Raw genomic sequence first — 13,096 nt, forward strand, 5'->3', positions numbered from 1 at the left:
GGCGGCATACTCGCCCTTCTGCCACGTCAGGCGGGTGGACGGAGCCTCACCCAGGGGTGGAGACACCCGCGAAGGTGATCGAAACCGCAGCACCAGAATGGTTCCAGACGCTCTCAGTGACGGCGACCCGCTCGGTCGGTCAGGGGCGTTCGCTCAGGGGGCGGCGGTCAGCATGCGGGCCGGGTTGTCCACCATCATCGCGGTCATTTCTTGTTGGGTGATCTCGCAGGCCGCCATGATCTTCGTCATCGTCCGCAGGATGTGGCCGTAGCCCCAGCCGCCGTATTTGGTCAGGTAATGCTTGTGCCCGACGTCGTGGGAGAGCAGCAGTTTGTCGCCGTGGCCCCTGTCGATCAAACGGCGCAGGGCCATTGCCCGTTGCTGGTCCGACGGCAGCCACCACGCCAGTCCGTTGTGCTCGAAATAGCCGTTGTTGCCGCACAGGTCGTACTCGATGTAGCACCCGCGTGCGGCTAGAGAAGCGTGATGTTCCACCGCCTCGTCCAGGACGATGTCCGTGTGCGCCAACGTCCCGTCCATGTGACCCAGCACGACATGGCGGAGGGAAACACCCTGGCTTTCCAGCACGTCCAGGACGTCGTGGGCGTACCGGGTCGGCGGATGCACGTGAATCGAGATGGCCGCTCCGGTCTCCAGGTGCGCCTTGGCGGCCGCCTCCAGCACTTTCCGCTCGGCCGGATCGAGGGGGTCGGTGGTGCCGATCTCGCCGATGATCCCGGCCCGGACGCCGGTGCCGTCGATCCCGGTCGTGAGGTCGTTGATCATCCTGCCGGCGATCTGGTCGGCGGGCCGTGAAGCCAGTTCGGCGGGGTGCGCGGCGTGCACGTAATGACCGCAGCCGGCGATGATGTTGAGCCCGGTCGCGAAGGCGATCTCGCGGAGGCCGAGCGGGTCCCGTCCGATGTCGGCGTTGGTCACATCGACCACGGTGCGGCCGCCGAGGCGCTGGAACCGCTGGATCTCCTCGACGGCCGTGTCGATGTCCCCGAGGAGGCAGTTGTCCAGGTTCGCGTACGGGTTGCGCCGCATCCGGTCGAGATTGTGCAGTTGCACCTTCTCGTCGGTGAACGCCGCACGGCTGGCCCACGCGGGCCGTTCGACATAGCCGGTGAGGTCGATGAGCAGGTGTTCGTGGCTGAGTGTGATCCCCAGCTCGGACGCGTCGACGGGGCCGGTGACCGTCATGACGGAGGCCATGCGTGCTCCTTCTGCGAGGGTGACGAGGGGTCGGATCCGCCCAGCGTGGCGATGAGGTGATCCTTGGCGACCGTGGGCGGGAACTCCGCGACGATCCGGCCGCGGACCATGACGAGGATGCGGTCGGCGATGCGCTCGAGCTCCTCCAGGTCGTCGGTGGAGACGAGAACCGCCTTGCCCTGACCGGCGAGCCGCCGGATGTGGTGGTGGATCTCGTCGCTGGCGACCACGTCGACGCCCACGGTGGGGGATTCGAGCACCAGGGCATCGCTCTTCCCCTCCAGCCAGCGCCCCAGGAGCACTTTCTGCTGGTTGCCTCCGCTGAGCTGGGAAACGGGTTGGCCCGGGCCGGTGCACCGCACGGAAAGGACGTCGATCACGTCCGCGGCACGTCTGCGGGCCTCCTTGCGGTCGACGAATCCCGCCCGGCTCACCGTGGAAAGGGTCCCGAGGATCACGTTCGACTCGATGCTCCGGTCCGGGACGATGCCCTCCAGCCGGCGGTCCTCGGGAACGAAGCCGATGCCCCGTCCGACCACCGACTGCGGCGACCGGGTCGAGACGGGAACGCCGTTCAGGCTCACGGTCCCGGCGGACTTGGCCTCGCCCACCAGAGCGCGGACCAGCTGCTGCCGGCCGGACCCGACGATGCCCGTCAGGCCGACCACCTCCCCCGCGCGTACGTCGAAGTCGACACCGGAGAAATGGGGCCGGCAACTGAGCTTGTCGACTTTCAGGACGACTCCGCCGGGAGTGTTCCGCGAGAACTCCCGCTTCTCGACCTCGTGTCCCACCATGTGCAGGCTGATCTGCGCGGTGGTGACGTTCGCCGCGGGCGCGTCGAACACGTTCCTCCCGTCGCGCAGGATCGTCACGTGGTCGCTGATCTCCAGCACCTCTTCGAGGTAGTGGGAGATGAAGATGACGGACCTGCCCTCCCCGGCGAGCCTGCGCATCACCGAGAAGAGAGCCGCGCGCTCGGTGGCGGTGAGCCTGGCCGTGGGCTCGTCGAAGACGACCACGCGCGAGTCCTGGGCGAGGACCTTCAAGACCTGGATGAGCTGCCGCGCGCCGACCGTGAGCTCTTCGACCGGACGGGTCAACGGGACATCGAACCGGTATCGGGCGCTCAACCGCTCCGCCTGCCGCTGGAGCGCGCCGCGGCTGAAGTAGCGCAGGCCGGGGACGAGCCGCCGGGTCGTGTTGTGTCCGAGGAGGACGTTCGCTGCCCCGCTGAGCGAGGGAACGAGATCGAACTCCTGGTACACCATGCCGATCCCGGCCAGCAGAGCCTGCCGCGGGGTGTGGAGCCTGGTTTCGACGCCGTCCAGGCTGATGGTGCCCTCGGCCGACGGGTACAGGCCGCCCAGCACCTTCATCAGGGTCGACTTACCCGCCCCGTTGGCTCCGCACAGGGCGTGGATCCGCCCGGACTCCACGGTGAGGTCGACGTTGCCGAGGACCTGGTTGGAGCCGAACCTCATGCTGATGTTCCTCATCTCCAGCACGGCCTCACGCTCCCCGCGTCCGGTACCGCTCGCCGATCGCGCTCAACGTCACGGCGATGAGCAGGACGACACCGGTGACGGCCGTCTGCCAGAACACCGACACCCCGTACAGGTCCAGGCCGTTGGCGATGACGGCGAGCATCAGCACTCCGAGGACGGTCCCCCAGATGGACCCCTTGCCGCCTTTGAGCGAACATCCGCCGATCACGGCGGCCGTGATGACCTGCAACTCGTAGTTGGTCGCCGCGTTGGGCAGCGCGGACGCGGTCCTGGTGGCCAGCATCAGGCCGCCGACGGCCGCGAGCAGGCCGCACGCGGCATAGGTGATGACCTTGATGCGCGCCACCTTGATCCCCGAGAGCAGGGCCGCCCGCTCGGAGCCTCCGATCGCGTAGACCGACTGCCCGAACGCGGTCAGCCGCAGGACGCCCCACCCGGCGACGGTGACGAGCAGGAAGATCAGCCCGGACACCGGAACCCCGAGGACCCTGCCCTGGACCAGGTTCGCGAACCCGGCGGCGCTGCCCTGCGCGTACACCAGCTTCCCGTCGCTGACGATCAGCACCAGCCCGCGCACGAGGCTCATCGCGCCGAGCGTCGCGATCAGCGGGTTGATCCGGACCTTGGCGATCATGAACCCGTTCGCCGACCCGATGAGGGCGCCCAGCAGGAGGCCGCCCGCGATGCCGCCCACGATGGCGCCCGGCGACGGGTCCGCGCCGAAGAACAGGTAGGTGGCGACCCCGGCCATGGCGGCGACCGCACCGACCGACAGGTCGAACCCGCCGAGGATCAGCACCATGGTCTGGCCGATCGCGATCACACCGATGATCGACGCCTGCTGCAGGACGTTGATCAGGTTCTCGCCGTCCCGGAACTGGGGGTTCGCCATGACGAGGAACAGGGCGGGCAGCACCAGGATGATGCCGGAGCCGAACCTGTCCCACGTGCCGGCCAGCCACCGGAGAGCGGCGCGCCCGGTCTGGGCCTCAAGAGGGGGCCCGGATGCCTTCGTTTCCACCGTCATGTCAGAAGGCCCTGTACTGGGAGAGGTTGTCCTTGGTGCACACCGGTAGCTGCAGCACCGCGTCGGCAGGGGTCTTCGTGAAGTCCGGGGCCATCCGCGGGAGCGCGTTCATCACCATCTGGCCGAGGCTCGTCGGGTCCTGGATGACCACCCCGTACGTCCAGCCCGCGGTGATGGCCTCCTGCGTCGACTTCGGCAGCTCGCCACCGGTGAAGAGCACGTCGTCACGCCCGGCTTGGGTGTGGGCCCACTTGGCTCCGGGCGTCTCCACCCCGCTGCCGAATCCGTGGATCAGATGGATCTCGCCCTTGCCGAACCGCTGCAGCATGTTCTGCGTTCCGGTCAGGCCCTTGTCGGCGGACCAGTCCGTCGCGGTCTCGGCGACGATCTTCACGCTCGGGTCGGCGGCCAGCGTCTCGGTGATGGCCTTGAAGCGATCCCTGTCGGGACTCCCCCCGGCCAGGCCCCGGAGCAGCCCGATCTTCTTCTGCCCTTGGATGTTCTTCGTCTTCAGCGCCTGCAGGATCAGCTTGCCCATCTGCTTGCCGAACTCGGTGTCGTCGGCGCCGAGGTAGGGGAATCCCTCGATGGTGCCGCCCACCCCGACCACGGGCACGCCGCCCTGCTTCGCCGACCTGGCGGCGGGAAGGATCGCGACGACGTCGAGCGGCGTCACGCAGACCACGTCCACCTTCCGCGCGGCCAGCTGAGCCACCTGCTGGGTCTGGACCGAGGGATCGCCGGCGGCCGACACCAGCTTCAGATCGATCTTCGCCCGGCGCGCCGCCTCCCGGAGGGCGGCGGCCAGCGGAACCGCGAACGGGATCGCCGTGTCCCAGATCGAGAACCCCACGGTCAGCGTCTTCGACGAATCACGGCTCGGCGCGACGTTGCAGGCGGACGCGGCCCCCAGCAGGGCACCGGCGGCGCCCAACCGCAGGATCCGGCGACGGGTCAGGGCGGCCGCGGACGTCCTCACTGAATGTGACATGGAATCTCCGTAGAAGTTCGGCGCCGCCGAAGTGAGCTCGGTGCCGCTCGACGACCTCGCCGAGGCCGATGGCCAGGTGTGCCAGCGGGTCGGTGGATGAGAGTGAAGGAAGGTCGGCGCCCCGGTCTCCGGGTCGGCGATCGGGGCCGCCCGGCGTCCCGGGATGGCCAACTGTGACGTTAAAGAAGGATTAGAGACGCGTCCGGCCCGGGTTGTCAACCCCGCCGACGGGTTGACGCCCGATTCGCGGGCAACCCCAGCTCACGAGGTGGTTGACAGGACCCGCCCCGGTGGATCTAATGAGCTTTAACGTCACAGTAGACGCCTTCTCCACTCCCCGGGCCGGAGTCCGTCCGTCCCGACCTCCCTCGTCTAAGAGCCCGCGTCCGGGAATCCCCGTCCGGGGTGCCCCGGCGGGGAGCATCCGTCTCTATCGCGCCCCAGGCCGCCGGTCTCCCCCGCTAGCGGGCCGCCGGCGCCGTTCGATCGGAGAACGCACCACATGAGCAGAATCATCGTCGTCGGAGCCGGCCACAACGGCCTGGTGGCCGCCGCCTACCTGGCCAAGGCCGGGCACGACGTGACCGTTCTGGAGCGCCGGCACGTCGTCGGGGGCGCCTGCGTGACCGAGGAACTCATCCCGGGCGCGAGGTTCTCGAGTTGCGCCTACGTCAACTCCTCGCTTCGCCCGCAGATTATCCGCGACCTCGAGCTCGAGCGGCATTCGCTGGAGATGTACACCACCGACGTCATGAACTTCGTCATGGGCGAAGACGGCGACCACTTCTTCGTATGGCCGGAGATCGACCGCACCATCAAGGAGTTGGAGCGGATCGGCGAACGCGACGTCGACCGGTTCATCGAGTTCGGCATCCGGTTCCGCCGATTCGCCAAGCTCGTCGAGCCGTACCTGCTGGCGGAGCCGCCTTCGCTCAGCGAGCTGATCGGCGCATTCGAGCACGCGGGCGAGATCGACCTCTGGCACGAGTTCGTCACCGGGAGCGTCGACTCGATGCTGCGGCGCTACTTCAGCCACGATCTCGTGTCCGGCCTGTTCACGTTCTTCGCGCTGGTGTCGGTGTACGCCGGTCCGATGGATCCGGGGACCGCCTATGGGTTCAGCCACCATTCGTGGGGAGAGTACGACGGCGAGTTCGGCCGGTTCGGTTTCGCCCGGGGCGGGATGGGCGCGATCTCCGAGGCGATCGCGTCGGCGGCGCGCGAGGCCGGCGCGGTCATCCGGACGAACGCCGAGGTCGAGGAGATCGTGACCAGTGGGGGGCGGGTCCGGGGCGTGCGCTCGGGCGGCGAACTCCTCGCCGCCGATGTCGTGGTCTCCAGCGCGGACACCAAGCACACCTACTTGGATCTGCTCGGCCCCGACGCGGTGGACGGGTCGGTCCGGGACAAGGTCGAGTCCCTCGACTTCCGGGGCAGCATGGCGCGTGTCCACCTGCTGGTGAACGAACTGCCGCGATACCGCGGTCTGCCTCCGGGGCCGGGACCGCAGCATCGCGGGTTCACCCTTCTCGGCGGGACGCGGTCCGCGTATGAGAAAGCGTGGGATGCCCAGAAGCGGGGCGAACTGTGCACCGGCTATCCCATCGAATTGCTGATTCCCTCGGCGACGGATCCGAGCGTGGCGCCCTCTGGCATGCACACGATCTCGACCGGAATCCAGCAGTTGCCGTTCACGCTCGCCGAGGGTGACTGGGATTCCCGAAAGGACGAGTTCACCCGTACCGTCATCGATTCGTTGGCGCGGTACGCCCCGAACCTGGCGGACAGCATCGTGGGCACTTACACCATCACGCCGCTCGATCTGGAGCGCGACTACGGGCTCACCGGCGGAAACATCTTCCAGGGCGCCATGTCGCTGAACCAGCTGTTCTCCTCGCGGCCCGCTCCCGGGCTCGGCGGCTATGAGACACCCGTGCCGGGTCTGTACCTGTGCGGAGCGGCGACGCATCCCGGTGGCGCGGTCATGGGGGCGTGCGGGCACAACGCCGCCCAAGCCGTCATCGCCGATCTGGCCGGCACGCCCAGGCCCCGGGTCACCGCCCGAAACGCGGGCGGGCGCCTCGACATCGTCGACCGCCTCGCCAGCCACCCCGGCCTCAAGCGCCTCCGCAACTGGGCGATGCGGCAGAAGTCGCTGCGTGGCGTCGTCAAGGTCGGCAAACGGATGTAAGAAGCCGCCGACCAGAACAACGTGGCCGCCGCCATTCGCTGCGGTGTCCGGAAACCCGGACGGTGTCGTGAACCCAGGCGGCATGCCTCCCACTTCAACGAACTCCGATTCCTACTGCCCACAATCCAGTGCGCGAACGAGGTGCAGATCAATGTGGCTGCGAGAAAAGAGCTCGTCCGGCGCGGCCGGTGCGTCCGTTACACCACCCGGCGACAGTGTCGCCGTCGACCGCGGGAAGTTGCGCGGGAACACCATCGGGGCAGGGCACATCGTCTTCTTCGTGGTGTCCGCGGCCGCCCCGCTTTCGGGGATCGTGCTCGGGGTCCCCGTCATCGTGGGGCAGGGGAACGGGACAGGCGCCGCCGGCACCTTCGTCCTCGTCACCGCCGTCCTGCTGCTCTTCGCCGTCGGCTACAGCGCGATGAGCCGCCACATCGTCAACGCGGGCGCCTTCTACACGTACGTGGCGCATGGCCTCGGCCGTATCCCCGGGCTGGGCGCGGCGACGCTCGCCCTGTTCGCCTACACGGCCATCCAGGCCGGGATGTTCGGCGCGCTGGGCGCATACGTCGACCGGTTCGTGCAGCGATATCTCGGCGCGGGCCTGCCGTGGTGGCTCTACTCACTGGCGGGGACGGCGCTGTGCCTGGCGCTGGGCGTCCGCAAGGTCGAGGTCGGCGCTCGCGCCTTGGGGGTGATGCTATTGCTGGAAAGCGCACTGATCATCGTCCTCGACGTGGCCATCTTCGCCACGGGCGGGGCCAGTGAAGGCGGTCCGGCGGGCCTGTCGTGGGAGCCCTTCTCACCGGCCGCCGTGTTCAGCGGCGCGCTCGGCATCGCGCTGGTGTTCGCCTACACCTCGTTCATCGGTTTCGAGGCCACCGTCATCTACGGAGAGGAGGCGCGCGATCCCCGGCGGACGGTGCCGAAGGCGACCTATATCGCTCTTATCGGCATGGGCGTGTTCTACTCGATCTCGGCGTGGTTGCTGACGAACTCGTTCCGGGCCGACAGCGTCGTCGCGGAAGCGGGCGACGACCCCGAGTCGTTCGCCGCGAAGGCGCTGCGGTCGCAGCTCGGCGCGATCAGCAACGACATCATGTCCGTGCTGATCATCACCAGCATCTTCGCCGCGGTCCTGGCGTTCCACAACACGCTGGCCCGGTACCTGTTCGCCCTCGGCAGGCAGGGGCTCGTCTGGGGACGGCTCGGACGCACGCACCGGACCCGCCAGTCGCCGCACGTCGCGTGCCTGGTGCAGGCGGCGACGGCCACCGTCGTGATCGGCGTGTTCGCGGTGTCCGGCGCGGATCCCTACGGGGGCCTCTACGTGTGGGCGACCGGGCTGGGCGCCATCGGCGTGATCATCCTGCAGTCGATCGCGTCCGTGGCGGTCTTCGTGTTCTTCCGCCGGCGGAGTGCCGACAAGCGGGTCTGGCACACCGTCCTCGCGCCGGCACTGAGCATGCTCGGTCTGCTGGGTCTGGCCGCCGTCAGCTTGAGCAACTTCGGGCTGCTGATCGGCGATCCCGGTGCGGTCGCGACGGTCGGGATGGCGGCGACGCTGCCCTGCGCCGCGCTGGTGGGCATGGGCCGGGCCGCGTGGCTGCGCCGGCGTGACCCGGTGAAGTACGCGCGAATCGGCGATCTCCCCGACGACACGACGTCCCCGGCCCGCCCCGGGTGAGCCGGCCGGTTGACGGCGCCAAAGCCGTCCCGTACAACTGGAACGTTAAAGCTTCCAAGCCGCCGCTCCCGGAACACCACGACGGCCGGCACCTTTCCCGTACCGCTCCCCTTCCTCTAGGAGTTTCGATGCCCAAGTCCCCCGAGGGGGTCCTGCCCGTGCTGGCCACGCCCTTCACCGCCGATGGCGACATCGATGCGGCCGCGCTCGCGGATGAGATCGAGTGGGTCCTGGCCCAGAAAGTCGACGGCGTCGTCCTCGGCATGGTGTCGGAGGTGTTGCGCCTGTCCAGCGAGGAACGGGACCGGCTCACCGAGGCCACCTGTGCGGCGGTCGACGGCCGGGCCACGGTCACCGCCAGCGTCGGGGCGGAGAGCCTGCACACCGCCGTCCGGCATGCCCGGCACGCCGAGGCGAGCGGGGCGACGGCGCTGATGGCGATCCCGCCGCTGGCCACCGCTTGCGACGACGACGAACTCTTCCGCTACTACGCGGGAATCTTCGACGCGGTCGGCATTCCCGTGGTCGTCCAGGACGCCAGCGGGTACCTCGGCCGGCCGCTGTCCATCGAGTTGCAGGCGCGGCTGCTGCGCGACTACGGCGACAGGGCCTTGTTCAAGCCGGAGGCCCAGCCCATCGGCCCGCGACTGAGCGCGCTGCGGGACGCCACGGACGGCAGCGCCCGCGTCTACGAGGGCACGGGCGGGCTGGCGCTCGTGGACAGTTTCACCCGGGGCATCGCGGGCACGATGCCGGGACCGGACATCTGCTGGGCGCTGGTCGCGCTGTGGAAGGCCCTCGAAACGGGGGACGCCGCGCTGGTCGACGCGCTCAACGGGCCGCTCAGCGCGCTCGTGTCGATCCAGAACAGCCTGGACTCGTTCGTCTCGGTGCAGAAGCACCTGCTGCGCAGGCAGGGGGTGCTTACGCACACGTACTCTCGCGGCCCGGTCGGATACCTGGTCGATCCGGAGACCGAGCGCGAGGTGGACCGGCGGTTCGATGTCCTGGCCGAGGCCTATGGGGCAGGTGTCGTCATCTGATGGTTCTGCGTAGTTCCCGGTGGTTCGCCCGGGACGACGAGGTGGGGCTCGAGCATCGTGCGGCCATGCGCGCGGCCGGGCGTCCCGTCTCCCGGCACGAGGACCGCCCGGTCATCGGCATCCTGAACTCGACCAGCGACCTGAACCCCTGCAACCTCCCCCTTCGCGGTCTCGCCGCCGCGGTGCGGTCGGCGGTCGAGACGGCCGGAGGAATCGCGGTGGAGCTGCCCACGATCTCGCTCGGCGAAGATCTGATGAAGCCCACGGCGATGCTGTACCGGAACCTGATGGCCATGGAGGTGGAGGAGACGATCCGCGCCCACCCTCTCGACGGGGTGGTGCTGCTGGGGAACTGCGACAAGACGATTCCGGCGCAGCTCATGGGCGCGGCCAGCGCCAATCTCCCGGCCCTCCAGCTGAGCGGCGGCTACCGCAGGACCGGCCGCTTCCACGGCGCCGAGGTGGGTGCCGGCACCGATCTGTGGAAGTACTGGGAGGAGCGGCGGAACGGCAGGATCGACGACCGGGACTGGCAGGGCCTGGAAGCCGCGCTGGGCTGTTCGCAGGGCGCGTGCAACGTCATGGGGACGGCGCTGACGATGTCGATGATGGCCGAGGTCCTCGGCATGATGGTCCCGGGCGCGAGCACCCTGCCGTTCGACGATCCCCGGCTTGAGGCGAAGGCCGGGGAAACCGGCTCCCTGATCGTCGAGATGGTGCGCCGCGGCGCCGCGCCGGACCAGGTCCTCACCCCGGACTCGTTTCGAAACGCGTTGATGGCGCTCGCCGCCGTGGGCGGGTCGACGAACGCGGTCATCCACCTGTGCGCATTGGCGGGCCGGCGGATGATCCCCCTCGGCCTCGAAGAGTTCGACAAGGCGGCCGCCGCCACACCGGTGCTGGCCGACGTCGCGCCGATCGGCCGCCATACCATCGCCGCGTTCGACCGGGCCGGCGGGATCCAGGCGGTGCTGGCGAACCTTCGTCGACACCGATCGGGGCTCCCCGGGGACGGCGCGAAAGGCGATCGGGCCATCCGTACGGTGGACGACCCTGTCACCGACTCCCCCGCGCTGGTCGTCCTGCGCGGCAATCTGGCGCCCGATGGGGCCGTCCTCAAGACGGCCGCGGCGAGTCGAAGGCTCGTCCGGCACACAGGGCCGGCCGTCGTCTTCCACGGCCACGCGGACATGATGCGACGCATCGACGATCCCGGCCTCGGGGCCACGGCGGATTCCGTCCTCGTCCTCACCGGCTGCGGCCCGCGCGGCGGCGACGGCTTCCCGGAGTGGGGGATGATCCCCATTCCACGCCGGCTCGCGGCCGAGGGCGTGACGGACATGGTCCGGGTCAGTGACGCGAGGATGAGCGGCACCAGCTTCGGCACCTGCGTGCTGCACGTGGCGCCGGAAGCGGCCGCCGGGGGACCTCTCGCGGCGGTGCGGGACGGCGACATCGTCACATTGGACGTGTCACGGCGTCTACTCGAAGTGGATCTCCCCCCGGAGGTCGTTGCGGAGCGGATCGCGGCACGGGAGCCACAGCCGATACGGCATCACCGCGGCTGGCCCGCGCTCTACCAGGAGCACGTTCTGCAAGCGCCCGAAGGCGCGGACTTCGACTTCCTGGTTCCACGGACGGCTGAGGCCCTGCCCTTCGTCGATCCCGTCGTGGGCAGAAGCTGAAATCGCCGGCGCTGTCACCTGCCCAGATTCCTGTGAGGAAAGGACTTCCATGACCGAGTCTTCCGTGCGCGGCCGAGCGCTGGTCGTTCGCAGTCCGGGCGATGTGGTGCTTCAGGAACGCGTCGTCCCGCCGCCCGGTTCGGGCGAGGTTCTCGTCGAGCCGCATTTCGTCGGCCTGTGCGGAACCGATCTGGAGATCATCGACGGGGACCTCGACCCGGCCTATGTCCGGTACCCCCTGGTCCTCGGGCACGAGTGGTCGGGCAAGGTGCTGGCCACGGGTGAGCAGGTGGACGGTCTGGCCGCCGATGACCCCGTCGTCGTCGAGGGCATCGTGCCGTGCTCGTTCTGTCACGCCTGCCGCAGCGGCAGGACCAATCTGTGCGAGAACTACGACGAACTCGGATTCACTTTGGACGGAGCCGCGGGGCCCGCCGTCCGAGTACCCGCATATTTGGTCCACCGCCTTTCCGGCGGCATTCCTCTCGACAGCGGGGCGCTCGTGGAGCCGGCGGCGGTCGTGCTGCGCGCGCTGAGCGAGACCGACCTCGTTCCAGGTATGAGCGTCCTGGTCATCGGGGACGGCACGGTCGCGTTGCTGGCCGCGCATCTGGTCCGGCTGTGGTCCCCTTCGGGCGTGACCGTGTCGGGGAGGCGACCCGAACAAGAGGATCTCGCCGTCTCCATGGGCGCGGACCGGTTCACGGTGAAGCCGCCCCAGGAACGGGCGTACGACATCGTGATCGAGGCGGCCGGGAGCACGGAGGCCTGCGAGACCGCGTTCCGCTCCGCTCGGCGCGGCGGCCAGGTCCTGCTGCTGGGCATCTCGGGCCATGGTGAGACGGCTCGGCTGCCGGTCGATGACGTCGTCAACAACGACCTGCGGATCCGCGGCAGCTTCAGCTACACGGCCGCGGCGTGGGCGCAGACGGTTCGGCTGCTCAACAGCGGGATCTTCCAGCCGTCGCGGCTGGTGACGCATCGCTTCCGCCTCGATCGGTTCGCATCGGCCCTGAGCGTGCTGGCCGATCCGAGCAGCGGTGAACCCCGCGGCAAGGTCCTCATCGAAATGCGCGGCGAAGGGTGACACCGATGGACCCACTGGACGCCGGCACCCTTCGTGACCACGGCTGTATCGCCATTCTCCGGGCGAACAACGCTGAGCATTTTCCCGCCGTGACCCGGACGCTCGTGGACTCCGGCATCCACATCATCGAATTCTCGCTGACGACTCGGGGGGCGTTGACCGCCGTCCAGGAGCTTGCCGGTACCCTGCCCGCCCACGTGCAGCTCGGTGCCGGAACGGTGACCACCGTCGCGGAAGCCAAGGCCGCTGCCGACGCCGGCGCCCGGTTCCTCGTCACTCCGGCAGTGAGCGTGCCCGTCATCGAGTACGCGGGCACTGTCCCGTTGCCCATCGTGGTCGGAGCGTTCACTCCGACGGAAATCCTTACCGCGTGGACGTCGGGCGCCACGGCGATAAAGATCTTCCCGGCCGCGCTGGGAGGACCGGTGTATCTCCGGTCGCTGCGCGATCCATTCCCCGAGATTCCTCTGGTACCTACCGGCGGTGTCGATCTCTCCGCGGCTTCCGCCTATATCGCCGCGGGCGCGACGGCACTCGGCATGGGAAGCCCGTTGCTGGGATCGGCGCCCGAAGGCGGCTCGCTTGCCGAGCTCTCTGCCCGAGCCCGCCAACTCCGGTCGGCGTTGTCCGCCGTCCAGTGACAGTCCATCGTTTTCAGC

General features: G+C 69.0%; 10 protein-coding genes. 6 read left to right on the forward strand and 4 right to left on the reverse strand.

Annotated elements, in window-relative coordinates; genetic code table 11:
* Window positions 1-153: 153 nt before the first annotated feature.
* Genes BM339_RS17935 through BM339_RS17950 form a run of 4 tightly spaced genes read right to left on the reverse strand, consistent with a single transcriptional unit; the run spans window position 154 to window position 4,744 of the window.
* Window positions 154-1,218: a phosphotriesterase family protein gene (locus BM339_RS17935; RefSeq protein ID WP_075021573.1), complete on the reverse strand. Its 1,065-nt coding sequence runs from the start codon at window positions 1,216-1,218 to the stop codon at window positions 154-156.
* Entirely contained in the window at window positions 1,203-2,717 is a 1,515-nt protein-coding gene (locus BM339_RS17940) for a sugar ABC transporter ATP-binding protein (RefSeq protein WP_075021653.1), read from the reverse strand. Before BM339_RS17940 ends, BM339_RS17935 begins: the two co-directional genes overlap by 16 nt.
* 13 nt (window positions 2,718-2,730) lie before the next feature.
* The gene (locus BM339_RS17945; protein ID WP_075021574.1) at window positions 2,731-3,753 is read right to left on the reverse strand and encodes an ABC transporter permease; all 1,023 of its coding nucleotides are present in this window, start codon (window positions 3,751-3,753) and stop codon (window positions 2,731-2,733) included.
* 1 nt (window position 3,754) lies between these two features.
* Window positions 3,755-4,744: a sugar ABC transporter substrate-binding protein gene (locus BM339_RS17950; protein ID WP_081842460.1), complete on the reverse strand. Its 990-nt coding sequence runs from the start codon at window positions 4,742-4,744 to the stop codon at window positions 3,755-3,757.
* Between the two features lie 502 nt (window positions 4,745-5,246).
* Here BM339_RS17950 and BM339_RS17955 point away from each other — a divergent pair.
* From BM339_RS17955 to BM339_RS17975, 6 genes are all read left to right on the forward strand, one after another.
* On the forward strand, window positions 5,247-6,935 hold the full coding sequence (locus BM339_RS17955) for a phytoene desaturase family protein (RefSeq protein ID WP_075021575.1): 1,689 nt from the start codon (window positions 5,247-5,249) through the stop codon (window positions 6,933-6,935).
* Window positions 6,936-7,086: 151 nt separating this feature from the next.
* Window positions 7,087-8,622 carry an APC family permease gene (locus BM339_RS17960; RefSeq protein WP_177287720.1) on the forward strand — a complete coding sequence of 512 codons (1,536 nt, stop codon included), beginning with the start codon at window positions 7,087-7,089 and terminating at the stop codon, window positions 8,620-8,622.
* A gap of 128 nt (window positions 8,623-8,750) precedes the next feature.
* Complete coding sequence (locus BM339_RS47735; protein WP_083597714.1) at window positions 8,751-9,665, forward strand: dihydrodipicolinate synthase family protein; 915 nt, start codon at window positions 8,751-8,753, stop codon at window positions 9,663-9,665.
* A complete protein-coding gene (locus BM339_RS17965; protein WP_083597715.1) occupies window positions 9,665-11,350 on the forward strand; it encodes a dihydroxy-acid dehydratase in 1,686 nt (561 codons plus the stop codon). Before BM339_RS47735 ends, BM339_RS17965 begins: the two co-directional genes overlap by 1 nt.
* Before the next feature lie 49 nt (window positions 11,351-11,399).
* A complete protein-coding gene (locus tag BM339_RS17970) occupies window positions 11,400-12,437 on the forward strand; it encodes a zinc-dependent alcohol dehydrogenase (protein WP_075021577.1) in 1,038 nt (345 codons plus the stop codon).
* A gap of 5 nt (window positions 12,438-12,442) precedes the next feature.
* Window positions 12,443-13,078: a bifunctional 4-hydroxy-2-oxoglutarate aldolase/2-dehydro-3-deoxy-phosphogluconate aldolase gene (locus BM339_RS17975; RefSeq protein WP_075021578.1), complete on the forward strand. Its 636-nt coding sequence runs from the start codon at window positions 12,443-12,445 to the stop codon at window positions 13,076-13,078.
* Window positions 13,079-13,096 lie beyond the last annotated feature (18 nt).

Source organism: Actinomadura madurae (assembly GCF_900115095.1).
GTDB lineage: Bacteria > Actinomycetota > Actinomycetes > Streptosporangiales > Streptosporangiaceae > Spirillospora > Spirillospora madurae.

What these genes read in the sequence shown, in the direction of transcription:
- BM339_RS17935 (WP_075021573.1), bottom strand. Translation starts at nt 1,218, where the DNA reads ATGGCCTCCGTCATGACGGTCACCGGCCCCGTCGACGCGTCCGAGCTG.
- BM339_RS17940 (WP_075021653.1), bottom strand. Translation starts at nt 2,717, where the DNA reads ATGAGGAACATCAGCATGAGGTTCGGCTCCAACCAGGTCCTCGGCAAC.
- BM339_RS17945 (WP_075021574.1), bottom strand. Translation starts at nt 3,753, where the DNA reads ATGACGGTGGAAACGAAGGCATCCGGGCCCCCTCTTGAGGCCCAGACC.
- BM339_RS17950 (WP_081842460.1), bottom strand. Translation starts at nt 4,744, where the DNA reads ATGTCACATTCAGTGAGGACGTCCGCGGCCGCCCTGACCCGTCGCCGG.
- BM339_RS17955 (WP_075021575.1), top strand. Translation starts at nt 5,247, where the DNA reads ATGAGCAGAATCATCGTCGTCGGAGCCGGCCACAACGGCCTGGTGGCC.
- BM339_RS17960 (WP_177287720.1), top strand. Translation starts at nt 7,087, where the DNA reads ATGTGGCTGCGAGAAAAGAGCTCGTCCGGCGCGGCCGGTGCGTCCGTT.
- BM339_RS47735 (WP_083597714.1), top strand. Translation starts at nt 8,751, where the DNA reads ATGCCCAAGTCCCCCGAGGGGGTCCTGCCCGTGCTGGCCACGCCCTTC.
- BM339_RS17965 (WP_083597715.1), top strand. Translation starts at nt 9,665, where the DNA reads ATGGTTCTGCGTAGTTCCCGGTGGTTCGCCCGGGACGACGAGGTGGGG.
- BM339_RS17970 (WP_075021577.1), top strand. Translation starts at nt 11,400, where the DNA reads ATGACCGAGTCTTCCGTGCGCGGCCGAGCGCTGGTCGTTCGCAGTCCG.
- BM339_RS17975 (WP_075021578.1), top strand. Translation starts at nt 12,443, where the DNA reads ATGGACCCACTGGACGCCGGCACCCTTCGTGACCACGGCTGTATCGCC.